The sequence below is a fragment of the Stutzerimonas stutzeri genome (assembly GCF_002890915.1).
In the GTDB taxonomy this organism is placed as follows: domain Bacteria; phylum Pseudomonadota; class Gammaproteobacteria; order Pseudomonadales; family Pseudomonadaceae; genus Stutzerimonas; species Stutzerimonas stutzeri_AF.
The window spans coordinates 499,652-524,655 of the sequence record NZ_POUT01000001.1 but is presented as its reverse complement, the minus strand read 5'-3'; the positions used below and the strand labels follow the sequence as shown (position 1 = coordinate 524,655).

Below are 25,004 nucleotides of genomic sequence, written 5' to 3'. Positions count from 1 at the left end.
TCGACATGCCGTCGCGCGATCGCGTTCGGCCCGGCCCAAGCCACTGCGGCTCAGGCCGCGGCGTCAGAACGCAAAGGGTAAGACACTCGCAGGCTGCTGGCGTGCGGCGAGCAGGCGGCGAAATTCGTCGGGGTTCTTCACCTGGACGTCGGGCTGGCCGGCGAAGTGCTGCGCGGCGATCAGGCGCGACAGCCAGAAGCGTACGCAGGCGACCCGCAACATCGGTTGCCATAGCTCGGCTTCGGCCGGGGTGAAGCGGCGCAGGGCGGAGTAGGCGGCCAGCAGCGGCTCGCTGCGCTCGCCGTCGATCTCGCCGTTGGGGTGCGAACACCAGTCGTTCACGGCGATGGCCAGGTCGTAGAGCATCGGCCCGGAGCAGGCGTTGTAGAAGTCGATCACGCCGGTCAGGTGGCTGCCTTCGAACAGCACGTTGTCGCGGAACAGGTCGGCGTGCAGGTTGGCGCGCGGCAGGGCGAGCAGTTTCGGGCGCAGCTCGGCGATCTCCGCCAGGCCGTCGCGCAGCAGCGGCAACTGATCCTCGTGCAGGCCCAGCGCCAGGCTCGGGCCCTGTTCCTGCATCCAGTCCAGGCCGCGGTCGCTGGCGCGCTCGAGGATGTGTTCGCGGGTCGCCAGGTGCAGCCGGGCCAGCAGCCGGCCGACCTCCGCGCAGTGGTGCGCGTTGGGTTCGGCCACATGCCGGCCGGGTAACCGCGGCTGCAGCAGTGCCGGCTTTTCCGCCAGCTCGCGCAACGCCTCGCCCTGCCTGGTGCGCAGCGCGTAGGGCACCGGCAGTCCGGCGCGCTGCAGCACGTCGAGCAGCTCGATGAAGAACGGCAGGTCCTGCGTCAGCCCACGCTCGATCAGCGTCAGTACGTATTCGCCCTGCTCCAGGCTGACGAAGAAGTTGCTGTTTTCGCTGCCCGCGGCGATACCCTGGAAATCGCGCAGCCGCCCTAGGCCGTAGGGCGCCAGGAAGGCTTCCAGCTCGTCGCGTTGCAGGGGCGTGAATACCGACATGGCAGCCTCCTACCTATCAGGGCATTACCAGCTGAAGATCTTCCAGGACGGAATCAGCATGTCCGGCTGGTCGGCGCGAACGAAGTTGCCGTCGTTGCCGTCGGCGCGCACCAGGAAGTAGGGCTTGCCGTGCTTGGGGGTGATCTTCACGGCGTAGAGGAAGCCATTGACGCGGTATTCCTCGACGGTGCGGTCGCCCTCCTGGCGGATGGTCACGTCCGGCTCGCCTTCGACCGGTTCCTGGGCGAAACCGGCCAGGGGCACGCACGCCAGTAGGCTGGCCAGCATCAGGTGTTTGAGAGCGCGCATGATAACCTTGTCCCTTTGTCGATAAGTGGTCCTTGGCATTCTAGCTCCGGGCCCGCCGAAAAGGTTGATTCCGCTCATGAGCCAAGCCCCCCTCGTCCTGGTGGACGGTTCGTCCTACCTCTACCGCGCCTTCCATGCGCTGCCCCCGCTGACCACCTCCGCCGGCAAGCCCACCGGAGCGGTCAAAGGGGTGTTGAACATGCTGCTGGCGCTGCGCAAGCAGTATCCCGACAGCCCCTTCGCGGTGGTCTTCGATGCCAAGGGCCCGACCTTCCGCGACGAACTGTTCGAACACTACAAGTCCCACCGCCCGCCGATGCCGGACGACCTGCGCGTACAGATCGAACCGCTGCACGCCGCCGTGCGCGCGCTGGGCCTGCCGCTGCTGAACGTGGACGGCGTCGAGGCGGACGACGTCATCGGCACCCTGGCCCGCCAGTGCGCGGCGCTGGGCCGCGACGTGGTGATCTCCACCGGCGACAAGGACATGGCGCAGCTGGTCTGCCCGCACGTCACCCTGGTCAACACCATGACCGGCAGCGTCTACGACATCGAGGGGGTGAAGAGCAAGTTCGGTGTCGGCCCGGAACTGATCATCGACTTCCTCGCGCTGATGGGCGACAAGGTCGATAACATCCCCGGCGTGCCCGGTGTGGGCGAGAAGACCGCCTGCGGCCTGCTCAACGGCATCCCCGGCGGGCTCAAGGGGCTCTACGAGAATCTCGACCAGGTCGCCGGCCTGCCGATCCGCGGCGCCAAGTCGCTGGGCGCCAAGCTGGCCGAGCACCGCGACGCGGCGTTCATGTCCTACGAGCTGGCGACGATCAAGCTCGACGTGGCGCTGGACGTCGAGGTCGGCGACCTGATGCCCGGCGCGCCGCATCGCGAGGCGCTGATCGCGCTGTACCGCGAGCTGGAGTTCAAGCAGTGGCTCGACGAGCTGCTGCGCGAAGCCAAGGCGGCGGGAGAAAACTGCGAGGCGGCACCCGAGGATTGCTCGATTCAGGCCGAGGCGCAGTACGACACGGTCCTCGAACAGGCCGAGTTCGACGCCTGGCTGGCTCGGCTACAGGCCGCCGACTGCTTCGCCTTCGATACCGAGACCACCAGCCTCGATGCCCAGCGCGCCGAGCTGGTCGGCCTGTCGTTCGCCGTCGAGGTTGGGCGGGCAGCCTATGTGCCGCTCTGCCATCACTACATGGGCGTGCCGCCGCAGCTCGATCGCGACACGGTGCTCGCCGCGCTCAAACCGCTGCTGGAAGATCCGGCGAAAACCAAGGTCTGCCAGCACGGCAAGTACGACATGAACGTGCTCGCCCACTACGGCATCGAGATGCGCGGCATGGCCTACGACACCATGCTCGAATCCTACGTGCTGGACGCCACCGCCACCCGCCACGACATGGACAGCCTGGCGCTGAAATACCTCGGCCGCGGCACCATCCGCTTCGAGGACATCGCCGGCAAGGGCGCCAAGCAGCTGACCTTCGACCAGATCGCCATCGAGCAGGCCGGGCCCTACGCGGCCGAGGACGCCGACGTCACCCTGCGCCTGCACCAGACCCTGCTCGGCAAGCTGGAACAGACGCCGTCGCTGCTCCGGGTGCTGCGCGAGATCGAGATGCCGCTGGTGCCGGTGCTGGCGCGCATCGAGCGCAACGGCGCGCTGGTCGATGCGCAACTGCTCGGCCAGCAGAGCGTCGAGCTGGGCGAGAAGCTGGTGCAGCTCAAGCGCGAGGCCTTCGACATCGCCGGCGAGGAGTTCAACCTCGGCTCGCCCAAGCAGCTCGGGGCGATCCTCTATGACAAGCTCGGCTGCCCGGTACTTTCCAAGACCGCCGGCGGCCAGCCGTCGACCGCCGAGGGCGTGCTCGCCGAACTGGCCGAGCAGGATTACCCGCTGCCCAAGGTGATCATGCAGCACCGTTCCCTGAGCAAGCTCAAGGGCACCTACACCGACAAGCTGCCGCAGCAGATCAACCCGCGCACCGGGCGCATCCACACCAGCTACCACCAGGCGGTGGCCGCCACCGGCCGGCTGTCCTCGTCGGACCCGAACCTGCAGAACATCCCGATCAGGACGGCCGAGGGACGGCGTATCCGCCAGGCCTTCATCGCGGCGCCGGGCTACAAGCTGCTGGCGGCCGACTATTCGCAGATCGAACTGCGCATCATGGCCCATCTGGCACAGGACGCCGGCCTGCTGCACGCCTTCCAGAACGACCTGGACGTGCACCGCGCCACGGCTGCCGAAGTCTTCGGCGTGCCGCTGGACCAGGTAACCGCCGATCAGCGGCGCAGCGCCAAGGCGATCAACTTCGGCCTGATCTACGGCATGAGCGCCTTCGGCCTGGCCAAGCAGATCGACGTCGGTCGCAAGGAGGCCCAGGAATACATCGACCGCTACTTCGCCCGCTACCCGGGCGTGCTCGCCTACATGGAGCGCACCCGCGCCCAGGCGGCCGAGCAGGGCTACGTCGAAACGCTGTTCGGCCGCCGCCTGTACCTGCCGGAAATCCATTCGAAGAACGGCGCCATGCGCAAGGCCGCCGAACGCACCGCGATCAACGCGCCGATGCAGGGTACCGCCGCCGACATCATCAAGCGCGCGATGATCGCCGTGGACGGCTGGCTGCAGGAAAGCGGGCTGGACGCCAGGGTGATCCTGCAGGTGCACGACGAACTGGTGCTGGAAGTCCGCGCGGAGCAGGTCGAGCAGGTGCGCGAGACGATCTGCCCGCTGATGAGCAGTGCCGCGGAGCTGAGCGTGCCGCTGCTGGTGGAAGCCGGTGTCGGCGGCAACTGGGACGAAGCGCATTGAGCCTTGGCCGAATTTTTTTTCGCCGGCGGTGAACTAATCCGGAAACCGTTCGGTCAGAGGATGCGAAGGGTGTAAAAATCCTTCGATGCTCCTTGTTGTGTTAAGTGTTGGCAGATCTCTGGACCCCGCCCTAGCGGTCCGGATTTGAACCTCGAACTTCCCCCTCCCCCAATGAAGTTCGAGGTTTTTTTTGCCCGGAGGAAAGTGAGCGTCCTCGACAAACGGCCCGCCCGGGAGGCAGGGCCGTGGCGTTTGCGAACGTCCTGACTGCGCAACATCTTGCACACCCCAAATGTGGATAACCTTGTGGATGAATGCATACAGGCCAGGCAATACGGAGCCTGTAGGCCATTGCGCAACTTTTTGCACGGGGGTGCGCAAGATGTTGCGCAACTTTCTGTGCGCTGGATCACAAATGGCTTTCGGTAGGCTCTGGCTGCTTACGCAATCTATTGATTAATCAGTGTTTTCTGATCCTGGCACGGCACTTGTACTGAGAAGCTCGCCATTCGGCATTCATTCCAGACAAGGAGAGCACCCATGCCAACACCCGCGTACCTGTCCCTCGAAGGCACCAAGCAAGGCCTGATCACCGCCGGCACCTTCACCGAGGACTCTGTGGGTAACATCTTCCAGGAAGGCCACGAAGACCAGATCCTGGTACAGGCCTTCCAGCACCAGGTCATCATCCCGCGCGACCCGCAGTCCGGCCAGCCGACCGGCCAGCGCGTGCACAAGCCGCTGATGATCACCAAGGTGTTCGACAAGTCCTCGCCGCTGATCTTCAACGCCCTGACCTCCGGCGAACGCCTGAACAAGTGCCGCCTGGAGTGGTACCGCACCTCGTCCACCGGGACCCAGGAGCACTACTTCACCATCGAGCTGGAAGATGCGGTGATCGTCGACGTGCAGTCGCGCATGCCCAACTGCCAGGACCCGAACATGTCCCACTTCACCCACCTGGAAGACGTCTACTTCACCTATCGCAAGATCGTCTGGACCCACGAGGTCTCCGGTACGTCCGGTTCCGACGACTGGCGCACCCCGATCGCCGGTTGAGGCGACACCCTTTGGCCAGCCCAGGCTGGCCAAGGTTTTTTGATGCAGTGAACGGAAAAACCGACCGGCCGCTCTGCAATGCGCAACCCGCGTATTGCAGAGCGGCCGCTACCCGATAAGCCGGGTCCCCGCAGCGCTCATGCGCCCCGCCATGGACGGAAACAGGAGGAACATGGATGTTCGCCGCAGCCAACCAGCCCCATTTCACGCTGAGCATCGAAGGGCTCGAGCACGACCTGCAGGTGCTGGCCTTCGACGGCCACGAGGCCATCGCCCAGCCCTACCGCTTCGACCTCGAACTGGTCAGCGAACGCCCCGAGCTGGACCTCGAGGCCCTGCTGCACCGGCCGGCCTTCCTGGCCTTCGATCGCGCCGGCGGCGGCATCCATGGCCTGATCCAGCGTGCCGCCCAGGGCGAGTCCGGCAAGCGCCTGACCCGCTACAGCCTGACCCTGGTGCCGCAACTGGCCTACCTCGCCCACCGCAGCAACCAGCGCATCTTCCAGCAGCTCAGCGTGCCGCAGATCATCGCCCGGATCCTCGAGGAGCACGGCATCCTCGCCGACACCGGCCACCGCTTCCAGCTCGGCCCGGTGCTCTATCCGGCGCGCGACTACTGCGTGCAGTACGACGAGAGCGACCTGCACTTCCTCCAGCGCCTGTGCGAGGAAGAAGGCATCCACTACCACTTCGAGCACGACCGCCAGGGCCATGTGCTGGTCTTCGGCGACGACCAGACGGTGTTTCCGACGCTCGCGCCGGTGGCCTACCAACAGGATTCCGGGCTGGTGGCCGACGAGCCGGTGGTCAAGCGTTTCGGCCTGCGCCTGGAAACCCGCACCAGCCGCGTCAGCCGCCGCGACTACGACTTCGAGCAACCGCGCCTGCAACTGGAGAGTACCGTCTCCGGTGAGCTCGTCCCGGACCTGGAAGACTACGACTACCCTGGGCGCTTCGTCGATCGGGCCCGTGGCAGGCACCTGGCGCAACGCGCTCTGGAGCGCCACCGTCACGACTACCAGCAGGCCGAGGGCAGCAGCGACCAGCCGTGTTTGCTCAGCGGCCATTTCCTCGAACTGACCGACCATCCGCGTGCCGACTGGAACCAGCTCTGGCTACTGAGCGAAATCCACCACCAGGGCCGCCAGCCGCAGGTGCTGGAAGAGTCGGCGACCAGCGATACCCAGCCAGACGACGGCTTCCAGCAGAGCTACCGCAACCGCTTCCTCGCCACACCCTGGGACATCCCCTACCGCCCGGCCCTGAAACACCCGAAACCGAAAATCCTCGGCAGCCAGACCGCCGTGGTCACCGGCCCGGCCGGCGAGGAAATCCACTGCGACCCGCACGGCCGCGTGAAGGTCCAATTCCACTGGGATCGCGAAGGCACACGCGACGACAAGAGCAGCTGCTGGCTGCGCGTCTCCAGCAGCTGGGCCGGCGACCGCTACGGCGGCGTCGCCATCCCGCGGGTGGGCATGGAAGTGCTGGTCACCTTCCTCGAAGGCGACCCCGACCAGCCACTGGTCACCGGCTGCCTCTACCACGCCGAGCACGTCGCGCCCTATGAGCTGCCGGCGCACAAGACCCGATCGGTGTTCAAGACCCTCAGCTCGCCGGGCGGCGATGGCTACAACGAACTGCGCATCGAGGACCGCAAAGGCGCCGAGCAGATCTACGTTCACGCCCAGCGCGACTGGGATGAGAACATCGAGCACGACCAGAAGATCCGCGTTGGCCACGAACGCCACGACCGCGTCGAGGCCAACGCCTACAGCGAATTCCAGGCCGAGGAACACCGCACCACCCACGGCGACCGTAAAACGGAAGTCAGGGCCAGCGACCACCTGACGGTGGGCCGCGACCAGCACATCCGGATCGGCAACGGGCAGTTCGTCGAGGCGGGCCAGGAAATCCACCTCTCCAGCGGCCTGAAAGTGGTGCTCGAAGCCGGCAGCGAACTCACCTTCAAGGCCGCCGGCAGCTTCGTCAAGCTCGACGCCGGCGGCATCACCCTCAGCGGCCCCGTCATCAAGGCCAATTCGGGCGGCAGCCCAGGCAAGGGCTCGGGGGCGAGGCCGATCCTGCCGGGGCAGGTGAGCCCGGCTGATGCGGACAGGCCGGGCGTTCCGCTGGAAGCGCTGCTCAAGCAGAACCTGCTGTTTCGCAGTACCCGCGCGGGTGTGTGCGAAGTCTGCGAGGCGGCCAGGGCCTTGCCGGAGGACGATGCATGAACGCACACCCTGCCACTGGCAACGGCGCCCTTCTGCTGGACGGCGCCCGCCATGAAAATGCCACGGCCTGGCTCTATCAGCGCTTTCCCACTCATCAACCCTGGCCGTTGCTGCTGGGCACGGACTATGAGCCCATCGCCGATGCGGGCCCCATCCTGCTGGACGCCCCGCAGGGTAGTCCGGTCTACGAGGCGTGGCGGCACGGCAGCGATATCGAGGATGGCGTCTGGCTGCAAAGCGATGCCGCGCTGGACGATCTTCAACGTATCCTGCAGCGCCGCCTGCGCATCTTCACGCCGGAGCGGGGCGAACTCTGGTTGCGCCTGGGCGATGCCTGTCCGCTGTACCGTGCCTGGCAGAGCGGGGCGCAGTGGCCGGAAGGTTTCTGGCATGGCGTCCAGGGCGTCTGGCTTCGCGATGGGACCGGCATTTTCTGCGCCTGGCATAATGACCGGCCGCAGCAGGACGGGGCGCCGGACGATCTGGGCATCGCCGCCCAACTGACGCTCGACTGGCCCCTGCTGCAGGCATTGGCCAATCAGGACGATATCGCACAGGACGCGAAACCATGACTGCCCAGGCTCCCCGTTCCTCTCGCTTGACGCCCGCCGCCTGCCCCTTGCTCAGTGCCGTGCTGCCGCTGCGCTATGCACTCGGCCCGACCCTGGCGGTGGATACCAGCGCCCATGAGCTGCCGCCGCTGCGAGGGGAATTTCCCGCCATCGGCGATTATTTCGAGCCCTTGCGCGGCCGCCCGCTGAACTACACCGCACGCCTGCTGCGCGATGGCTGGCTGTACGTCTGGCAGAGCGGGCTGCAACGGCTGGTCGAATACCGCGTCGTCCAGGCCGTGCTGACGCAGACCCCGCGTGGCGGCAAGGTCATCGACGGGCGCAGCCTGGCCTATCTGCTGCTGCCTGCCGGCGAACCGGCCATGCTGGCCTGGTCGCCCAGCCAGTGGAGCGATGCGCAGTTCGCTGCCGCCAGGACCGGCACGGAGATCCGCCAGCGGGTGATGCGCACCATCACTCCGGGCGCGACGCCTTTCAGCGGCCCGGCCCGCGGCATCCACGAGCGGATCGGCGACTATATGGATGCCGACTGGTATGGCTGGAGCTGCGAGCCTTCCTCCGCCCATCGCCCCGCCTGGCCGGGCCTGCTGGACGACATGCGGCGCTGCGAGCAACAGGCCTATGCCCTGATCGACGATCCCTGGGGCGTGTTGCTGGACCTGGCCGAACTGATCCGCGCCCGGCAGCAGGCCTTCAAGGTCACCCGGGAGATCCGCGGCGAGGATTGGGCCATGGCCGGTGTACTCAAGTCCCTGGGCGAGAACGATCCGCAGGTCGGTGGGCAACTGCGCGATATCACCGACTACCGGAAGCTGCACGCCACCTGGCAGGAACAGACGCGGGAGGAAGACGACCACGCTGCCGACATCCGCCGCCTCGGCGAACTCTGGGCGGCCTGGTTCGACACCCTGGCGCAACTCGGTCCCGCCAGCCTGGACACCGCCTGCGGTCACTTCGACATCGAACGTCCCGCGGCCCGCAGTGAACTGGAATTGCACTTCGCGGCGGCCTGCCTCGGCCCGGCGGCCACTGGTCCGGGCGCCAAGGCCATCGCCGACGCGCTGGCGCTCCAGCAGCGCTCCGGCAAACCCTGGCTGGTCTGGTCGCTGCTGGGCCTGGGCAAGCGCCTGGGTATCGGCGAAATCAACGCCCTTACCGGATTGGCCGACGGCGCCCGGGAAAATGGCGCCAACCTGCTCGACGAAGCCCGCAAGCTGGCGGAGCTGCTCAACCAGGCCGCGGAGAAACTGGCCCGGCATGTCCAGGGCTCGGCGCTGGAAGCCCTGTTCACCGCCCTGGCCCCCATTGCCGGGCTGGGCCTGCAACGCGCCGATGACGGCACCAAGGCCGCCGGACGCCTGTACCTGGCGGCCTCGCTGGCGCGCAGCCAGCAACGCCTGGCCGTCGAGGCCGTCAGCCAGCGGCAACTGGGCGAATGGATGAGCGACCTGATGGGCACGCGCCCCAGGCTACCCGCTCATATCAAACCCACACAGTTGAGTGCTGCTATCAGCGACGCCCTGCCATTCTTCCGCCTGCTACCAGCCAAGGACCTGCCTGCCCTGGCCGGACATCTGGCGGCGGACGTCAACCTCAGGGGAATGCTCGACCTTGGCAAGGGCGCGCTGGAAAAGGCGCCGCTCAAGTGCTTGGTGGCGTTGGTGGCGGGGGTGAATTTTGCTTGGGGTGGTTTTCAGTTTTACCGAGAAAGAAACGCCAAAAGTTTATTGAGCGCTCTGGGCGGCGCTTTCGGCGTTTCTTCTGCTCTATTTGCTACCCTGCAGAAAGTCGCAGAAGTTGATTGGAAGACCTCAGTAGAAATCAGTGGCGCGCTGTCCATCAGCTCGCAAAAAACGCTAGAACGTGCATTGGTTCGTGGTGCGGCTACCGCTGGGCTGCAATCGATTACCTCGGGCTTCGATGCGCTGGTCTTCGGAATCGAGGCATTGGAGGCCTATCAAACTGGTGATCTGGACACCGCCACCATCAATGCCGGGTTGACCCTCGCTTCTACCACCAATCTGGCCCTCTATGTACAAGGTTTTCGCGCCATGCGTGCCGCCCGCGCGGCAGTAATGGCTGGCGAAGCCTCCGCGATTGCCCGGGGCATCAGCGTGGCGCCGCACCTGGCTGCCCGCGCGCTGGGCGTCACCATCCTGATCGTCGGTGGGGTGATCGCCCGGCAATATACCCAGGACACTCCACTGGAAGCCTGGGTCAAGCACACCCGCTTCGGCATCCGACCCGCCGATTGGGCCGACAGCTACGAGCGATCGATGACCGAGTTCTACAAGCTCCTCTTTCCCATCGTCTTCCAGGCCTATCGCCTCAACGAACTGAACCCCTATCGTGGCATGCAGACCATCACCTACGTACTGCTGCGCCTGCCGGGCAAGGACGCCCTGACCGACGATATGATCCACTTCAAGGGCCACGAGACCTGGGGCAGCTTCCTTGGCCTCGGTGGCAGGCGCAAGGCCGTGGAATGGACTGGTAAGGACTTCGATCGCCATGACGGCACCCGGGTACGGGGCGAGCCTGGTGTGGCGGTCTATCGCCGCGTCTACCACGAGGAGCACGGCAGCGAACTGGATGCCATCCACGGCGAGCTTAGTTACTCCCCCATCGAGGGTTTGACCCTGCCTCCCATTGAAATCAAGGAACTCGCATGGCTGTAAGCGATTTGATTCAGCAAGCCCGCGCTCGCTTTGGCAAGAACTCCAGCGTGGTGCTGCTTCCCGACCAGTCCACCGGGGAAAAACCTTGGGAGATGTTCGTCACCGACGAACATACCGAGCACTATCTGACCCTAAAGGCCGGGGGAGATACGGGTAGAGGAATGTTGACTGGAATGATGGGAGGAATTGGTGGTTTAACAATGCTTTTTTTCTCTCTTTTATTTGCATTACAAGGGGACATCAAGGACGCGATATTTACGCTCTCATTTACTGCCGCTTTAGTTTTGCCGGCCTTCCTCTGGGAAACTCGCCGCCCACTCCCCCTGCCCATCCTGTTCAACCGCCGCACTCGCGAAGTCTATTTCGATCACAACGGTGAGTTGTTCCATACCCCCTGGGATGGTATCCAGGCGCTGGCCGGCGAGTTCATCATGGTCGGTCCGCATACCGGCGGCATGCGCAATGCTTCCCTGGAAATCCTGGTGCGACGCTTGGGCGAGCCGGACAACGCCCTGCTGGTGAGCCTGGGCCTGCCCATGGGCAAGACCCTGCAGATGCAGAAGGGCTTCTGGGAGTGGCTGCGCGCCTATATGGACAACGGCCCCTGGTTCGACGAGAACGGCCAGCGCAGCGAATCCGATGTCTTCGTCAGGGAAATGCTTTCCGCCCATATGAAACCCACGGACTTTCTCCCTTGGGTCAAACAGAAAATTGCCGAGAAGAAAGCCGCCCATGGCGGCAAAAATTACCTGGACTGGACCGATGCCTTTTCCTTGTTTGGAGAGACCTTGTTCTACCCGATGAACTGGCTGCAGGAGTTCACCTACAACATCGCCAAACGCCGCTCGCGCAACCGCTGGCCGCAGATCGTCACCGAGCGTTTGCAGCCCGACGGACCGATGACGCGGCTGATCGATCTGGAGCGAGAACGTGGGCTGGATGTGTGAATGCGTGGATAGGACTCTGCTGAAGCGGTTCGCGACGAAACGGTCCGGCCGTCCCACCCGGGGAACGGGCTTTTCGTAGGGTGCGCTTCGCGCACCGCCGGGCCTCGGAGGATGCGTGCGCGGAGCGCACCCTACGTCGGGCGGTGCCGGATTGCAGAAGCGGTTTGCTTCACGGCAATTTCGACGGACCTAAGGCAACTCCAGCCCGCCGCCGGCCTTGTGCAATGTGCGCAGGTGCGCGCCGATCTGCGTCAGGTTGGTCTCGATGGTCTCCAGCTCCTGCCGCCGCTCATCGCCCAGCAGTACGCGGACTTCCCGCTCCAGCTCTCCGCTGAGCTGGTTGAGCCGCAGCTGGCGTTGCGCGCTTTCGTGTTCCAGGCGCTGCCATTCGCTGGCCTGGGGCAGGCCGTAGCCCTGGCCGCCAAGCAGTTCGGCAGGGCGGCTCAGGTAGCCGCTGTTGGCGAGGAGCTCCTGCAGCGCGTCGTCGGCCTTGCTCAGCGTGACATCGCGGCCGCGGCCGCCGAGGTAGCGGTTCTTCAGCTCGTCCTGGGCCAGCAGCAATTGCCGGCGCAGGGCTGCCTGCTCGACCAGCAGCAGAGCGGCACTGGCACGCAGGTCGGCCTGTTCGATCCAGCGCCGACGCTCGGCGGCGGGCAGCTCCAGCCATTGCTCGACGCTGTCCTGCGGCAGGCCGAGGCGTTCCTTGAGCACGGCGAACATCGCCTGGTAGCGGTCGCGGTAGGAGTCGAAGCGATAGCCCAGGCGCAGCGCCTCGCGCGGGTCGTCGAGCACGCTGGCGTCGGCCAGGCCACGGTTGATCAGGACTTCCAGCAGGCCGCTGGGCAGGATGCTGTCCAGCGCCGCCAGCTCGGCGCGGGCGGTACCGCTGCGCAGCAGCTTGAGGCTTTCCACCGCGCAGTTGTTGGACAGGAAGTAATAGTTGCCGTCGTAGCTCCAGTGCAGTTCGGCGCTACGCTCGACCAGGGTACGGATCTCGTCGCGGTTCAGCTTCAGCGGCACCGAGGCCAGGCCGCGCAGTTCGACCTTGGTGTATTCATCGATCACCTGGCCCAGCGGCAGGACGAACAGCCGCGACGGGTAGACGCCGGTCAGGCCGTCCCAGCTGGACAGCTGCACGTCGTCGACGAAGGCGCGAAAGGACAGCACCAGGTGCTGGTCCAGATCGAGCCGGCAGTCCGGCCCGGGTTCGCGGCCCGGGGCGCAGATCACCAGGCGCAGCATGCTGTGGCCCCAGCGGCTGACCCAGGCCTCGTTGGCCTCGGCGAACAGGTAGTCGACCTCGTAGACCCGTGCGGGATCGAGCTGCAGCAGTGGCGTGCGACCGAAATCGCGGCCGGCATTGAGGATCGGCAGCCCGGGCGCACAGGCCGCGGTATCCGCCGGTTGCCAGCCGAAGTGTTCGCTGAAGTAGCGCTGCAGCGATGGCCGCCGGCAGGCGTAGCTGGGGTCGAGCAGGAAGTACTCCAGGTTCACCGCGACGAATTCCAACGGGCTGGTCAGCTCGTAGTTGTCCGGGCTGCGCGCCACCTGGGCGTTGTCGTGTTCGCGCTGGCCACGGCGGCCGACCCGTTGCGGCCAGCCGGCCAGGTCGAGCAGGCGCGGATCGTCGCTGAGGGTGAAGCGGCGCCGGGTCTGCCCGCGGCAATCGTCCGGCAGGCCGACCAGGCCGAGGCTGCCGGCGCGTTGGCGGCACTGGCCCTGCAGCAACTGCTGCGCGGGCGACCAGAGGCGGGCGCGGTCGTAGAGATGGACCAGCTCGTGGATGACGGTGGCGAGCAGTTCGCGGCGGAGCGTGCCATGCGGGCGGTCGGTGCGCTGGTGCGCGGCGGAACCGTCGGCGAGTGCCGGCAACAGGCGCCGGTTGAGCTCGATGAGGTCGCCGCCGGCGCGGCCATAGGCCTGTTGCGGCAGGCCGTCGCGCCACCTCACCCGTACCTCGCGCTCCAGGCGCTGCACCAGCCGCGGCGGCAGGGCGGCCAGGGCTTCGTCGAGCAGTGCCTGGCTTGCGGCGCGCTCGGCAGGCCGCAGGCCGCGATCGTCCAGCTTCAGGCGCAATTCGGCCTGGGCGCTTGCGACGACCAGGCCGAGGCAGCCCGCCAGCAGCCAGGCGCAGGCGCGGTTCACAGGGCGAGGATGGCTTCGGCCAGCTCCAGGTCGCTGGCGTTGCGGGCGTCGGGGAATTCGCTGCGCAGCGAGCCGATGGCGGCTTCCAGGTGGGCGCCGCGGATCGCCCCGGCGCTGGCGACGAAGCTGGCGGCATCTTCGCGGGCCTCGACGACCACCTTCATGTCGCTGATGCGGCTGGTCACGTCGGAGGTGAAGTTGATGCTGCGGTCCAGGGCGCGGACCACGATGTTACTGGTGGCGACCAGGGTCTGGGCCTGGGCGCCGGCTGCCAGCAGGACGCATGCGAGGGGGAGGGTGATCAGGCGTTTGAGCATGGACGGGTTCTCGCTTCTTGGGCGACCGACGGGCGGGGCGCCGGTCAGTGAATCACTGGACGAGGATGGCTTCGGCCAGCTCCAGGTCGCTGGCGGCCAGCTCGGGATGCTGCTGGCGCAGCCAGGATAGTGCGGCCTGCAGGCGCGCTCCAGGGTGCTGGCCGGCGCTGGCGACGAAACCGGCGGCGTCGTCGCGGGCATCCGCGAGCAGCTTGTTGTCGAACGGGGCGCTGGTCAGCTGGCTGCTGACGTAGCTGGTCTGGACGATGCTGGCGGTGGTGGTGTCGAAAGCCTGGGCGGAGCCGGTGGCGAGGCAGGCCGCGGTCAATGCCGCGATTTGAAACGAACGCATGTGAGTCCTGTAGCCGGTAAAAACGCCGCCAAGGCTAGCGAAACGCCTTCATCACGGCCAGTACTCAGTTGCTTCGCCAGTTTTCAATGCCAACGCCGGGTCACAGCGCCAGGATCGCCTCGGCCAGTTGCAGGTCGTTGGCATCGAGCTGCGGCACCTGACGGCGGATATGCAGCAGCGCGGCTTCCAGGTGTGCGCCGCGCAGCTCGCCCTGGCTGGCGACGAAGCGCGCGGCATCGTCACGGGCCTCCAGCACCAGTTTGTCGTCGCGCAGCGACGAGGTCAGGTCGGAGGTGGTGTCGATGCTGTTGGTCAGGCCGCCGGCGATCATGTCGGTGGTGGCGGTGAAGCTGGCAGCTGAAACGGTGCCGCTCAGCAGAAGGCCGGCGGCGCACAACGGAAGCAGGATACGGGACATGGTGATTCTCCAGGGCTGTGGCTTCAGACCGCGCCATGGGCGTTACGTTCCCGATGGCGCGGTCCTCGCCGCGCAGCATAGGCTTCGCCCCGCCTGCAGGAAAGCGCGGCGTGTTTCAGCGCCAGAACGGTTTGTTCAGCTCGGCCTCGCGCTCGCTGCGGCTGATGCCGACATCCGCCAGCAGGCGATCGTCGAGGCTTGCCAGTTGGCGGCGGCTGCGGGCGTTCTGTTGCCACTGGCGCAGCAGCCGCACCAGGCGCTGGACCGGCCGTCCGGGGCGGGTGAGGGAAAGGGGGCGTGGCAGGGCGCGATCCATGATGTCGTCCTTCCGCATTCGGCGGGCATGGCTTATGGGCAGACAGGATCGCGCGCGGGGGACGGGCGCAACAGCCACAGGAATCGGGGATTGTGCCGGTGCAGTTGCCGCGTGCTGCTAACTGTACCGCTTGTGGCTGCGGCAACTGTTGCTGCCAGGTGGTGCCGGGTTCAGTCGGGCGCCTGGCGTGCGAGCGCTCCCGGGGTGAAGCCGAACAACAGGCGGAAGGCGGCGATGAACGCCGAAGTGGAATCGTAGCCGCAGGCGAGCGCGACGTCGGTCACCGGCGCGCCCTGTTCGAGCAGCGGCAGCGCGCTGAGCAGGCGCAGGCGCTGGCGCCAGGCGCGGAAGCTGAGGCCGGTGTCGCGGCGGAAGCGGCGGGTCAGGGTCTTTTCCGAGAGGCCCAGCCGTTCGCTCCAGTGGGCGAGGCCGAACGGCAGCTCCGGTGCTGCGTAGAGGGTTTCGCACAGTCGCCGCAGATGCGGGTCGCTGGGCCAGGGCAGCGAATAGCCGATCTCCGGCGCCGCCTGCAACTGATCCAGCAGCACCGCCGCCAGCCGCCCCTCGGCGCCCTGTTCGTCGTATGCCACCGGCAACTGGCCGAAGGCGCGGATCAGTTCGCGTAGCAGCGGACTGACCTCCAGCACCTGGCAACGCGCCGGCGCCCAGGCCAGCACGCTGTCGTCGAGGTACAGGCTGCGCATCTCCGTCTGCGGCGAGCTGATCACTTCGTGCAGCAGGCCCGGTGGGATGAGGATGGCGCGCTGCGGCGGAGCGAGGAAGCGCCCGCCGTCGGTGTGCACGCGCAATACGCCGCTGGTGGCATAGGACAGCTGCGCCCAGGGGTGGCTGTGGCGCGGCGTGGTGGTGCGTTCGGGCAGCGATTCGCTGCGGGCAAACAGGGGCCGGGGCAGCGCATCCATGACCGGGATGCGCCGATGGGGAAGATTGTGGTGTCCGTTTCTCGACATTGCCGGGTCCAGTGGCGTTAGCCGGTTATGCCTGTCGACAGTAGACTCTGCGCCGACTCGCCGCAACACACTCGCCACAGGAACGCGCACATGGCCAGACCCCGCCTGCTACCCGACAACTTCACCCTCGCGCTGATCGCCGCCGTGGCCGTCGCCACCCTGCTGCCCGCGCACGGGCAGGGCGCGGTGGTGTTCGAGTGGATCACCAACCTGGCCATCGCCCTGCTGTTCTTCATGCACGGCGCCAAGCTGTCCGGTACGGCGATCCTTGCCGGCATGACCCACTGGCGCCTGCACCTGCTGGTGTTCGCCTGCACCTTCGTGCTGTTCCCACTGCTGGGGTTGGCGCTCAGGCCGGTGCTGACGCCCATGGTCGGGGCCGAGCTGTACCTCGGCATCCTCTACCTTTGCGCGTTGCCGGCGACGGTACAGTCGGCCATCGCCTTCACCTCGCTGGCGCGCGGCAACATCCCGGCGGCGATCTGCAGTGCGGCGGCTTCCAGCCTGATCGGCATCTTCCTCACGCCGCTGCTGGTGCTGCTGCTGATGGGCGCACAGGCCGATGGTGGCTCGACGCTGGAGGCGATCGGCAAGATCGTCGTGCAACTGCTGCTGCCGTTCATCGCCGGGCAGATCGCGCGGCGCTGGATCGGCGACTGGGTGGCGCGCAACAGGGGTTGGCTGAAGAACGTCGATCAGAGCTCGATCCTGCTGGTGATCTACACCGCCTTCAGCCATGCGGTGATGGAGGACATCTGGGGCCAGATACCGCTGCCGCAGCTGATCGGGCTGGTGCTGGCCTGCTGCCTGTTGCTGGCGCTGGCGTTGCTCGGCACCTATTTCATCGCGCGCTGGCTGGGTTTTGACCTGGAGGACCGCATCACCATCCTCTTCGCCGGTTCGAAGAAGAGCCTGGCCACCGGCATCCCCATGGCCCAGGTGCTGTTCGCCGGCGGCGCGCTGGGTACGCTGATCCTGCCGTTGCTGCTGTTCCACCAGATCCAGCTGATGGTGTGCGCGGTGCTGGCGCAACGCTATGCGCGTCGGCCGGAGCTGGAGCCGGCCTGAAGTCCGGTTAATGCAGGTTGGATTCGTGATCGGCACGCAAGGATCATTTGCCCGAACGGGGCTGGGAGGGCCATGCGGGGCTGGATAAGCTGCGCGGCATTCCGTTCCCGAGGTGTTCCATGAAGAAGATTCTGCTACTCAACGGCGGCAAGGCATTCGCCCATTCGGCCGGCCGCTACAACGCCACCCTGCACGCGGCGGCCAGCGAGACCCTGGAGGCCGCCGGCTTCGAGGTGAGGACCACCGAGATCGACGCCGGCTACGACGTGGCCGAGGAGGTTGCCAAGATCCTCTGGGCCGACGCGTTGATCTACCAGATGCCCGGCTGGTGGATGGGCGCGCCCTGGACGGTGAAGAAGTACCTCGACGAGGTGTTCACCGCCGGCCACGGCAGCCTCTACGCCAACGACGGCCGCACGCGCTCCGACGCCTCGCAGAAGTACGGCAGCGGTGGTCTGCTGCACGGCAAGCACTACATGATCTCGGCGACCTGGAACGCGCCGCAGCAGGCCTTCGACGACCCGAGCGACTTCTTCGCCGGCAAGGGCGTGGACGCCGTCTACCTGCCGTTCCACAAGGCCAACGAGTTCCTCGGTATGCGCGGGCTGCCGACTTTCCTCTGCGTGGATGTGATGAAGCGCCCGGCCATCGAGGCGGACGTGGCGCGCTACCGCCGGCACCTGGGCGAGGTATTCGGTTTCCAGGCCTGAGCTGCCGCTGGGGGCCGCTGCCCGATGAGGTGCCCGAGCCAGTTTGCTCAGCCCGGTTCGCGGGCGTTGCGGGCGAACTCGATGAATGCCTTGAGCGTCGCCGGCACATGTCGGCGACTCGGGTAGTAGAGATGCAGGCCGGGGTAGTAGGGGCACCAGTCTTCCAGTACCTGGACCAGGCGACCGTCGGCGAGCTGGTCCTTGACCAGCTCCTCGAACACATAGGCGAGGCCGACGCCCTGCTGTGCCGGCCCAGGCATCAGGCCGACGTCGTCCAGCGTCAGCGGGCCGTCCACGTCGATCTCCAGTTCGATACCGCCGCGTGCGAACTCCCAGCGGTAGAACGCCCCGCTGGGGAAGCGGTGGCGGATGCAGGGCAGCCCCTGCAGGTCCTGGGGCTTCTGCGGCACGGGGTAGCGCTGGAAGAACTCCGCTGAACCCACCACCACGGAGCGCATGTAGGGGCCGATGGCCAGGGAAACCATGTCCGCTTCCAGCCGCTCGCCGAAGCGCACGCCGGCGTCGAAGCCGGCCGAAACCACGTCCACCAGCGCATCGTCGGTGACGATATCCAGGCGCACGTCCGGGTAGGCCGCCAGGAAGCGGCTGGCGAGCGGCAGCAACACCAGCTGCGCGGCGGGTCGCCCGGCGGTGATGCGCAGTTTGCCCGAGGGTTTGTCACGAAAGCTGTTGAGGTCCTCGAGGGCGTCGTCGATATCGCGAAAGGCCGGCTTGACCCGGCTATAAAGGCGCGCGCCCGCCTCGGTGAGGGCCACGCTGCGCGTGGTGCGGTTGAACAGACGAATCCCGAGGCGGGTTTCCAGGGCGCGCAGGGCATGGCTCAGCGCCGATGGCGTGAGGCCCAGCTCGACCGCCGCGCGGCTGAAGCTCAGGTGATTGGCGATGCACAGGAAGATGGCCAGGTCGGCGGCGGCAACGGTTTTCATATATGTGAATTAAACTCAAAAACCCATGTGATTTTCTTGGGATTATCACATCAGTAGCCGAGGCCTAGAGTGACGTCAACTCATCGACAAGGCCCTGCATGGTGCAGGGTCACTGAAACGGAGGAGTTGATATGCGTACTTGGTTCATTACGGGTGCATCCCGTGGTCTCGGCGCCCTGATCGCACAGCGTGCCCTGTTTGCCGGCGATGCGGTCATCGCCACCGCGCGCAAGCCCGAGGATGTCGAGGCACGCCTCGGCAGCCATCCCAACCTCCTGGCCCTGCGCCTGGACGTCACGCAGGAAGCCGAGGCCCATCAGGCCGTGGCGGCGGGCATCAGGCAGTTCGGCCGCATCGACGTGCTGATCAACAATGCCGGCTTCGGCGTACTCGGTGCGGTGGAGGAAACCAGCGCCAGCGAAACCGAGCGGCTGTTCGCCACCAACGTGTTCGGGGTGCTCAACGTGACCCGTGCGGTGCTGCCGCACATGCGTCGCCAGCGCTCCGGCCACATCATCAACATCTCCTCCATCGGCGGCTACCAGGCCTACATGGGCTGGGGGGTGTACGGCTCCACCAAGTTCGCCGTGGAAGGCATCACCGAGGCGCTGTATCAGGAACTGGCGCCGCTGGGGATCCATGCCACGGTGGTGGAACCCGGATTCTTCCGCACCGACTTCCTCGACGAGCAATCGTTGCTGAAGACCGCCCTGGAACTGCCGGACTACGACGATACCGTCGGGGCCGTGCGCCGGTTCGCCAAGGACTACAACCATGCGCAACCGGGGGACCCGAACAAGTTCGCCGAAGCGATGCTGGCACTGGTCGACGCGCCGAAGCCGCCGCAGCGCCTGGCGCTGGGCAGCGACACCGTGGCGCGCATCGAGCAGAAGCACAGCTTCGTCAGTGCCGAACTGGCCGAGTGGCGGGCGCTGTCCCTGTCCACCGACTTCGACGCCTGAAGCACCCTGTCCCGCACCAGGCCAAAGCCGCCGCGCAGGCACGGGCGGCGCAGCGAAAAAAACCCCTCACGGCGCGGCCGGGAGGGGGTTCTCGCTTCAGCGCGGGTAAGGGATCACTCCACCGCCTTGACCATGTCCTCGACGACCTTCTTGGCGTCGCCGAAGACCATCATGGTCTTGTCCATGTAGAACAGCTCGTTGTCGAGGCCCGCGTAGCCGCTGGCCATGGAGCGCTTGTTGACGATCACCGTCTTGGCCTTGTACGCCTCGAGGATCGGCATGCCGGCGATCGGCGACTTCGGGTCGGTCTTCGCCGCCGGGTTGACCACGTCGTTGGCGCCCAGCACCAGCACCACGTCGGCCTGGCCGAACTCGGCATTGATGTCCTCCATCTCGAAGACCTGCTCGTAGGGCACCTCGGCCTCGGCCAGCAGCACGTTCATATGCCCCGGCATGCGCCCCGCCACCGGGTGGATCGCATACTTCACGGTCACGCCCAGGTGCGTCAGCTTCTCCGCCAGTTCCATCAGCGCGTGCTGCGCGCGGGCCACCGCCAGGCCGTAGCCGGGGACGATGATCACCGTGTCGGCGTTGGTCAGCAGGAAGGCGGCGTCGTCCGAGGAGCCGGACTTCACGTTGCGTTCCTGTTGCGCACCGGCCGGGCCGCCGGCATCGGCGCTGGCGCCGAAGCCGCCGAGGATCACGTTGAAGAACGAGCGGTTCATCGCCTTGCACATGATGTACGAGAGGATCGCGCCGGAGGAGCCGACCAGCGAGCCGGCGATGATCAGCATCGAGTTGTTCAACGAGAAGCCGATACCGGCCGCCGCCCAGCCCGAGTAGCTGTTGAGCATCGACACCACTACCGGCATGTCGGCACCGCCGATGGGGATGATGATCAGCACGCCGATGACGAAGGCTAGCGCCACCAGCAGGGCGAACGCCGGGATATTGCCGGTGAAGGTGTAGACCAGGCCGAGGCCGACGATCGCCAGGCCGACGGCCAGGTTGAGCAGGTGCTGGCCCTGGAACACCACCGGCGCGCCCTGGAACAGGCGGAACTTGTATTTTCCGGACAGCTTGCCGAAGGCGATCACCGAACCGGAGAAGGTGATGGCACCGATGGCCGCGCCGAGGAACAGCTCCAGGCGGTTGCCGGTGGGAATCGCGTAGCCCATGTGCTCGACGATGCCCAACGACTGCGGCTCGACGACTGCGGCGATGGCGATGAACACCGCCGCCAGGCCGATCATGCTGTGCATGAAGGCGACCAGCTCGGGCATCTTGGTCATTTCCACGCGCTTGGCCATGACGGTGCCGACGCTGCCGCCGAGCAGCAGGCCGACGATCACGTAGCCGATGCCGGTGCCGGCCAGTTCGCTGCCGAGCTTGAAGATCAGGCCGACCGTGGTCAGCACGGCGATGGCCATGCCGAGCATGCCGAAGACGTTGCCGCGCCGCGAGCTGGTCGGGTGCGACAGGCCCTTGAGCGCCTGGATGAAGCACACCGAGGCGACGAGGTAGAGCAGGGTGATCAGGTTCATGCTCATGGCTTACTTGGCCTCCGCCTTGGCCGCGCTGCGGTCCTTCTTCTTGAACATTTCCAGCATCCGCCGGGTGACCAGGAAGCCACCGAACACGTTGACCGCCGCCAGCGCCACGGCCAGGGTGCCCATGGCCTTGCCCAGCGGGGTGACGGTGAGCGCGGCGGCCAGCATGGCGCCGACGATGACGATCGCCGAGATCGCGTTGGTGACCGCCATCAGCGGCGTGTGCAGCGCCGGGGTGACGTTCCAGACCACGTGGTAGCCGACGTAGATCGCCAGCACGAAGATGATCAGGTTGTAGATGCCGTCGGAAATCAGGTCCATGGTCGCGTCTCCCTTAAGCGTTGCTGCGCACGACCTGGCCGTCGCGGCACATCAGGCACGCGCGGACGATGTCGTCTTCGAGGTTGAGCTGGAACTGGCCGTCCTTGTCGATGACCAGCTTGAGGAAATCCAGCAGGTTGCGGGCGTAGAGCGCCGAGGCATCGGCCGGCACCCAGGTCGCCAGGTTGCTGTAGCCGACCAGGGTCACGCCGTGGTCGACCACTACCTGGTCGACCACCGACAGCGGGCAGTTGCCGCCATGCGAGGCGGCCATGTCGATCACCACCGAGCCCGGTTTCATCTGTCGCACCGTCTCCTCCTGCAGCAGCACCGGCGCCTTGCGGCCCGGGATCAGCGCGGTGGTGATGACGATGTCGGCCTGCAGCGCGCGCTGGTGCACCGCCTGCGCCTGGCGCGCCATCCACGAGGCCGGCATCGGCCGCGCGTAACCGCCGACGCCCTCGGCGCACTCGCGTTCCTCGTCGGTCTCGTAGGGCACGTCGATGAACTTCGCGCCGAGCGACTCGATCTGTTCCTTCACCGCCGGGCGCACGTCCGAGGCTTCGATCACCGCGCCCAGGCGCTTGGCCGTGGCGATGGCCTGCAGCCCGGCGACACCGGCACCGAGGATCAGCACGCGGGCGGCCTTCACCGTACCGGCGGCGGTCATCAGCATCGGCATGAAGCGCGGATAGTGATGGGCGGCGAGCAGCACCGCCTTGTAGCCGGCGATGTTGGCCTGCGAGGAGAGCACGTCCAGGCTCTGCGCACGGGAGGTGCGCGGCGCCGCCTCGAGGGCGAAGGCGGTGATGCCGCGTGCGGCCATGCGTGCGATGCCGGCATCGTCGAACGGCTCGAGCATGCCGAGCAGCACCGCGCCGGGCTGCATCTGCGCCAGCTCGGCCTCGTTCGGCGCGTTGACCTTGAGCACCACCTCGGCGGCCAGCGCTGCGGCGGCGTCGCCGATGGCCGCGCCGACGGCTTCATAGGCGCTGTCCGGCACGCTGGACAGCAAGCCGGCGCCGCTTTGCAGCGTCACCCGATGCCCTTGGCCGATCAGTTTCTTGACGGTTTCCGGGGTCGCGGCAACCCGCGTTTCCCTGGCCTGGGTTTCGAGAGGAACACCGATGTGCATTGTTGTTGTTCTCCTGCATGATCTTGACCAGAGCACGCTGATCCGCGGCTCTGACGAGCGTTTTTCACCCGCGCGCTACTCTGGCGGGCGGGGTTCGAAACGGCGAAGCGACCTTCTTGTAGTGCCGAAAGAAACCGACTACAGCGCGGCATTCTGCAAGCCCGGAAAAAATCAAACAACTGTTTCAATCAAACGATTGTATTTGGTTCGATGGTCGGCGCATGACCACCTGGTTCGCGCATGGCTCTGCAGCCGGCGCATACCTTGGGCTCGCGCCGAGCGAATGGCTTTCGGCAAGTCGTTCATCCGCATGGATCATGAATGACCTGCCATCGATGCGGTATTCGTCAGCGGTGCCGGCCATGTTCGACCTTGGTGCCGGGTGGCCGTGCGCTTGCGCAGAAAAGCGCAACCGTTGAAATGTCATTCAATCCTTGTAGTCCAACTGGGTTGGATATGCCTGTCCGGAGTGTTTCGAGCGTGGTGGCGTCGGGTCGCTGCGCATCGCCCGCTGGAGCTGCACCATGCCCGAGCTTGACGTGAACGAGATGACCGCGCTGCTGGAGCCGCCGGCCCAGCGTCGCCTGCCGTTCGCCTTCGCCCGCCGCCACGGCGTGATCCTGCTGGAGCGCGGCGGCGAGTTGCGCCTGGCCCTGCGCGAGGGCGCGGCACTGACCGCACTGCAGGAAGCCCAGCGCCTCGCCGGCACGTCGCTGCCGTTGCAGTGGCTGCCCCCGGACGAGTTCGACCAGGCGCTCGGCGCGGCCTACCAGCACGACTCGTCGGCGGCGATGCTGATGGTCGAGGGGCTGGGCAACGAGCTGGACCTGGCCAGCCTCGCCGAGCAGATCCAGGAGACCGAGGATCTGCTGGAGCAGGAGGACGACGCGCCGATCATCCGCCTGATCAACGCCATCCTCGGCGAAGCGATCGCCGAGAACGCCTCGGACATCCATATCGAGACCTTCGAGAAGCGCCTGGTGATCCGCTTCCGCGTCGACGGCATCCTCCGCGAGGTGGTGCAGCCCAAGCGCGAGCTGGCGGCGCTCTTGGTGTCGCGGATCAAGGTCATGGCGCGGCTGGACATCGCCGAGAAGCGCGTCCCGCAGGATGGCCGCATCTCGCTGCGGGTCGGCGGGCGCGAGGTGGACATCCGCGTCTCCACCCTGCCTTCGGCCAACGGCGAGCGCGTGGTGCTGCGCCTGCTCGACAAGCAGGCCGGGCGCCTGACCCTGCGCCACCTGGGCATGAGCGAGCACGACCGGCGGCAGCTGGAGCAGGCGGTGAAGAAGCCCCACGGCATCATCCTGGTCACCGGCCCCACCGGCTCGGGCAAGACCACCACGCTCTATGCCGCGCTGACCACCCTCAACGACCGCACGCGCAACATCCTCACCGTCGAGGACCCCATCGAGTATCACCTCGAAGGCATCGGCCAGACCCAGGTCAACACCAAGGTCGACATGACCTTCGCCCGCGGCCTGCGCGCCATCCTGCGCCAGGACCCGGACGTGGTGATGGTCGGCGAGATCCGCGATCAGGAGACCGCCGACATGGCGGTGCAGGCCTCGCTGACCGGCCACCTGGTGCTCTCTACCCTGCACACCAACAGCGCCATCGGCGCGGTCACGCGACTGGTGGACATGGGCGTCGAGCCGTTCCTGATCTCCTCGTCGCTGCTCGGCGTGCTGGCCCAGCGCCTGGTGCGGGTGCTGTGCCACGACTGCAAGCGGGCCTACGTCGCCGACGCCGCCGAATGCGCGTTGTTCGGCGTCAGCCCGGCCGAGGCGCCGACGCTGTACCACGCCGAAGGCTGCGAGCAGTGTCGCGGCCTCGGCTATCGCGGGCGCACCGGCATCTACGAACTGGTGATCTTCGACGACGCCCTGCGCAGCATGGTCCACACCCGCGCCAGCGAGCAGGACATGCTGCGCCATGCCCGCCTGCTCGGCCCGAGCATCCGCGACGACGGCCTGCGCAAGGTCCGCGAGGGCGTGACCACCATCGAGGAAGTGCTGCGGGTGACCCGTGAGGAATGAACTGCGCGGCGGCGGGGCCTGGCACGATGCGCTCGCGCCTGCCTCTCCTCGGCACTGTTGGGCTTCGCCGCAAGCGGCTCAACCCAACCTACCGGCTACCCCGACCATTCATCGCG

General features: G+C 66.6%; 23 protein-coding genes. 11 read left to right on the top strand and 12 right to left on the bottom strand.

All coding sequences use genetic code 11. The features are described from left to right. Nucleotides 1–63 precede the first annotated feature (63 nt). Nucleotides 64–1,017 carry a homoserine kinase gene (locus CXK94_RS02480; RefSeq protein ID WP_102893154.1) on the bottom strand — a complete coding sequence of 318 codons (954 nt, stop codon included), beginning with the start codon at nt 1,015–1,017 and terminating at the stop codon, nt 64–66. Between the two features lie 24 nt (nt 1,018–1,041). Beyond that, a complete protein-coding gene (locus CXK94_RS02475; protein WP_037041667.1) occupies nt 1,042–1,326 on the bottom strand; it encodes a DUF2782 domain-containing protein in 285 nt (94 codons plus the stop codon). A gap of 76 nt (nt 1,327–1,402) precedes the next feature. On the opposite strand from CXK94_RS02475, the gene polA reads away from it, so the two are divergent. From polA to CXK94_RS02445, 6 genes are all read left to right on the top strand, one after another. Further along, nucleotides 1,403–4,147 (top strand): DNA polymerase I, encoded by a 2,745-nt coding sequence (gene polA, locus CXK94_RS02470; RefSeq protein ID WP_102893153.1) that lies wholly within the window; start codon nt 1,403–1,405, stop codon nt 4,145–4,147. 540 nt (nt 4,148–4,687) lie between these two features. After that, nucleotides 4,688–5,206: an Hcp family type VI secretion system effector gene (locus tag CXK94_RS02465; protein ID WP_003286458.1), complete on the top strand. Its 519-nt coding sequence runs from the start codon at nt 4,688–4,690 to the stop codon at nt 5,204–5,206. A gap of 176 nt (nt 5,207–5,382) precedes the next feature. Further along, nucleotides 5,383–7,440, top strand: coding sequence for a type VI secretion system tip protein TssI/VgrG (tssI, locus tag CXK94_RS02460; RefSeq protein WP_102893152.1), 2,058 nt, complete (start codon nt 5,383–5,385; stop codon nt 7,438–7,440). Next, on the top strand, nt 7,437–8,012 hold the full coding sequence (locus CXK94_RS02455) for a DUF4123 domain-containing protein (protein ID WP_102893151.1): 576 nt from the start codon (nt 7,437–7,439) through the stop codon (nt 8,010–8,012). The genes tssI and CXK94_RS02455 overlap by 4 nt, the downstream gene beginning before the upstream one ends. After that, nucleotides 8,009–10,690: a toxin VasX gene (locus CXK94_RS02450; protein WP_102893150.1), complete on the top strand. Its 2,682-nt coding sequence runs from the start codon at nt 8,009–8,011 to the stop codon at nt 10,688–10,690. The genes CXK94_RS02455 and CXK94_RS02450 overlap by 4 nt, the downstream gene beginning before the upstream one ends. Then, a complete protein-coding gene (locus tag CXK94_RS02445; protein WP_037044801.1) occupies nt 10,681–11,637 on the top strand; it encodes a hypothetical protein in 957 nt (318 codons plus the stop codon). Before CXK94_RS02450 ends, CXK94_RS02445 begins: the two co-directional genes overlap by 10 nt. Nucleotides 11,638–11,826: 189 nt before the next feature. Here CXK94_RS02445 and CXK94_RS02440 read toward each other — a convergent pair whose 3' ends face one another. From CXK94_RS02440 to CXK94_RS02415, 6 genes are all read right to left on the bottom strand, one after another. Then, nucleotides 11,827–13,782, bottom strand: a complete 1,956-nt coding sequence (locus CXK94_RS02440) for a DUF4105 domain-containing protein (protein ID WP_102893149.1) — start codon at nt 13,780–13,782, stop codon at nt 11,827–11,829. Next, nucleotides 13,779–14,099, bottom strand: a complete 321-nt coding sequence (locus tag CXK94_RS02435) for a DUF2388 domain-containing protein (RefSeq protein WP_037044244.1) — start codon at nt 14,097–14,099, stop codon at nt 13,779–13,781. Before CXK94_RS02435 ends, CXK94_RS02440 begins: the two co-directional genes overlap by 4 nt. 52 nt (nt 14,100–14,151) lie before the next feature. Beyond that, a complete protein-coding gene (locus CXK94_RS02430) occupies nt 14,152–14,451 on the bottom strand; it encodes a DUF2388 domain-containing protein (protein WP_037044236.1) in 300 nt (99 codons plus the stop codon). Between the two features lie 100 nt (nt 14,452–14,551). Next, nucleotides 14,552–14,869: a DUF2388 domain-containing protein gene (locus tag CXK94_RS02425; RefSeq protein WP_037044234.1), complete on the bottom strand. Its 318-nt coding sequence runs from the start codon at nt 14,867–14,869 to the stop codon at nt 14,552–14,554. Between the two features lie 115 nt (nt 14,870–14,984). Continuing rightward, the gene (locus tag CXK94_RS02420) at nt 14,985–15,185 is read right to left on the bottom strand and encodes a DUF1127 domain-containing protein (protein ID WP_037044231.1); all 201 of its coding nucleotides are present in this window, start codon (nt 15,183–15,185) and stop codon (nt 14,985–14,987) included. Nucleotides 15,186–15,355: 170 nt separating this feature from the next. Then, entirely contained in the window at nt 15,356–16,156 is an 801-nt protein-coding gene (locus CXK94_RS02415) for an AraC family transcriptional regulator (protein ID WP_037044227.1), read from the bottom strand. Between the two features lie 90 nt (nt 16,157–16,246). On the opposite strand from CXK94_RS02415, the gene CXK94_RS02410 reads away from it, so the two are divergent. Both CXK94_RS02410 and CXK94_RS02405 read left to right on the top strand, forming a co-directional pair. Then, nucleotides 16,247–17,224, top strand: coding sequence for a bile acid:sodium symporter family protein (locus CXK94_RS02410; RefSeq protein ID WP_037044225.1), 978 nt, complete (start codon nt 16,247–16,249; stop codon nt 17,222–17,224). A gap of 119 nt (nt 17,225–17,343) precedes the next feature. Beyond that, the gene (locus CXK94_RS02405; protein WP_037044222.1) at nt 17,344–17,934 is read left to right on the top strand and encodes an NAD(P)H-dependent oxidoreductase; all 591 of its coding nucleotides are present in this window, start codon (nt 17,344–17,346) and stop codon (nt 17,932–17,934) included. 47 nt (nt 17,935–17,981) lie between these two features. On the opposite strand, the gene CXK94_RS02400 is transcribed toward CXK94_RS02405, so the two are convergent. After that, nucleotides 17,982–18,881: a LysR family transcriptional regulator gene (locus CXK94_RS02400; protein WP_102893147.1), complete on the bottom strand. Its 900-nt coding sequence runs from the start codon at nt 18,879–18,881 to the stop codon at nt 17,982–17,984. 131 nt (nt 18,882–19,012) lie between these two features. Here CXK94_RS02400 and CXK94_RS02395 point away from each other — a divergent pair, with 131 nt between their 5' ends. Continuing rightward, a complete protein-coding gene (locus tag CXK94_RS02395; protein WP_102893146.1) occupies nt 19,013–19,843 on the top strand; it encodes an oxidoreductase in 831 nt (276 codons plus the stop codon). A 113-nt stretch (nt 19,844–19,956) separates the two neighbouring features. Here the strand turns inward: CXK94_RS02395 and CXK94_RS02390 are convergent, their stop codons facing one another. From CXK94_RS02390 to CXK94_RS02380, 3 genes are read right to left on the bottom strand one after another with little or no spacing between them, the layout of a single operon-like run. After that, nucleotides 19,957–21,393 (bottom strand): NAD(P)(+) transhydrogenase (Re/Si-specific) subunit beta, encoded by a 1,437-nt coding sequence (locus tag CXK94_RS02390; protein WP_102893145.1) that lies wholly within the window; start codon nt 21,391–21,393, stop codon nt 19,957–19,959. 3 nt (nt 21,394–21,396) lie between these two features. Next, nucleotides 21,397–21,714 (bottom strand): NAD(P) transhydrogenase subunit alpha, encoded by a 318-nt coding sequence (locus CXK94_RS02385; protein WP_037044213.1) that lies wholly within the window; start codon nt 21,712–21,714, stop codon nt 21,397–21,399. 13 nt (nt 21,715–21,727) lie between these two features. After that, nucleotides 21,728–22,849: a Re/Si-specific NAD(P)(+) transhydrogenase subunit alpha gene (locus CXK94_RS02380; RefSeq protein ID WP_102893144.1), complete on the bottom strand. Its 1,122-nt coding sequence runs from the start codon at nt 22,847–22,849 to the stop codon at nt 21,728–21,730. On the opposite strand from CXK94_RS02380, the gene CXK94_RS22200 reads away from it, so the two are divergent. Next, on the top strand, nt 22,842–23,174 hold the full coding sequence (locus tag CXK94_RS22200) for a hypothetical protein (protein ID WP_128576409.1): 333 nt from the start codon (nt 22,842–22,844) through the stop codon (nt 23,172–23,174). The genes CXK94_RS02380 and CXK94_RS22200 overlap by 8 nt on opposite strands. A gap of 199 nt (nt 23,175–23,373) precedes the next feature. Beyond that, the gene (gspE, locus tag CXK94_RS02375; protein ID WP_102893143.1) at nt 23,374–24,888 is read left to right on the top strand and encodes a type II secretion system ATPase GspE; all 1,515 of its coding nucleotides are present in this window, start codon (nt 23,374–23,376) and stop codon (nt 24,886–24,888) included. Nucleotides 24,889–25,004 lie beyond the last annotated feature (116 nt).

What these genes read in the sequence shown, in the direction of transcription:
- CXK94_RS02480 (WP_102893154.1), bottom strand. Translation starts at nt 1,017, where the DNA reads ATGTCGGTATTCACGCCCCTGCAACGCGACGAGCTGGAAGCCTTCCTG.
- CXK94_RS02475 (WP_037041667.1), bottom strand. Translation starts at nt 1,326, where the DNA reads ATGCGCGCTCTCAAACACCTGATGCTGGCCAGCCTACTGGCGTGCGTG.
- polA (WP_102893153.1), top strand. Translation starts at nt 1,403, where the DNA reads ATGAGCCAAGCCCCCCTCGTCCTGGTGGACGGTTCGTCCTACCTCTAC.
- CXK94_RS02465 (WP_003286458.1), top strand. Translation starts at nt 4,688, where the DNA reads ATGCCAACACCCGCGTACCTGTCCCTCGAAGGCACCAAGCAAGGCCTG.
- tssI (WP_102893152.1), top strand. Translation starts at nt 5,383, where the DNA reads ATGTTCGCCGCAGCCAACCAGCCCCATTTCACGCTGAGCATCGAAGGG.
- CXK94_RS02455 (WP_102893151.1), top strand. Translation starts at nt 7,437, where the DNA reads ATGAACGCACACCCTGCCACTGGCAACGGCGCCCTTCTGCTGGACGGC.
- CXK94_RS02450 (WP_102893150.1), top strand. Translation starts at nt 8,009, where the DNA reads ATGACTGCCCAGGCTCCCCGTTCCTCTCGCTTGACGCCCGCCGCCTGC.
- CXK94_RS02445 (WP_037044801.1), top strand. Translation starts at nt 10,681, where the DNA reads ATGGCTGTAAGCGATTTGATTCAGCAAGCCCGCGCTCGCTTTGGCAAG.
- CXK94_RS02435 (WP_037044244.1), bottom strand. Translation starts at nt 14,099, where the DNA reads ATGCTCAAACGCCTGATCACCCTCCCCCTCGCATGCGTCCTGCTGGCA.
- CXK94_RS02430 (WP_037044236.1), bottom strand. Translation starts at nt 14,451, where the DNA reads ATGCGTTCGTTTCAAATCGCGGCATTGACCGCGGCCTGCCTCGCCACC.
- CXK94_RS02425 (WP_037044234.1), bottom strand. Translation starts at nt 14,869, where the DNA reads ATGTCCCGTATCCTGCTTCCGTTGTGCGCCGCCGGCCTTCTGCTGAGC.
- CXK94_RS02420 (WP_037044231.1), bottom strand. Translation starts at nt 15,185, where the DNA reads ATGGATCGCGCCCTGCCACGCCCCCTTTCCCTCACCCGCCCCGGACGG.
- CXK94_RS02415 (WP_037044227.1), bottom strand. Translation starts at nt 16,156, where the DNA reads ATGTCGAGAAACGGACACCACAATCTTCCCCATCGGCGCATCCCGGTC.
- CXK94_RS02410 (WP_037044225.1), top strand. Translation starts at nt 16,247, where the DNA reads ATGGCCAGACCCCGCCTGCTACCCGACAACTTCACCCTCGCGCTGATC.
- CXK94_RS02405 (WP_037044222.1), top strand. Translation starts at nt 17,344, where the DNA reads ATGAAGAAGATTCTGCTACTCAACGGCGGCAAGGCATTCGCCCATTCG.
- CXK94_RS02400 (WP_102893147.1), bottom strand. Translation starts at nt 18,881, where the DNA reads ATGAAAACCGTTGCCGCCGCCGACCTGGCCATCTTCCTGTGCATCGCC.
- CXK94_RS02395 (WP_102893146.1), top strand. Translation starts at nt 19,013, where the DNA reads ATGCGTACTTGGTTCATTACGGGTGCATCCCGTGGTCTCGGCGCCCTG.
- CXK94_RS02390 (WP_102893145.1), bottom strand. Translation starts at nt 21,393, where the DNA reads ATGAGCATGAACCTGATCACCCTGCTCTACCTCGTCGCCTCGGTGTGC.
- CXK94_RS02385 (WP_037044213.1), bottom strand. Translation starts at nt 21,714, where the DNA reads ATGGACCTGATTTCCGACGGCATCTACAACCTGATCATCTTCGTGCTG.
- CXK94_RS22200 (WP_128576409.1), top strand. Translation starts at nt 22,842, where the DNA reads ATGTGCATTGTTGTTGTTCTCCTGCATGATCTTGACCAGAGCACGCTG.
- CXK94_RS02380 (WP_102893144.1), bottom strand. Translation starts at nt 22,849, where the DNA reads ATGCACATCGGTGTTCCTCTCGAAACCCAGGCCAGGGAAACGCGGGTT.
- gspE (WP_102893143.1), top strand. Translation starts at nt 23,374, where the DNA reads ATGCCCGAGCTTGACGTGAACGAGATGACCGCGCTGCTGGAGCCGCCG.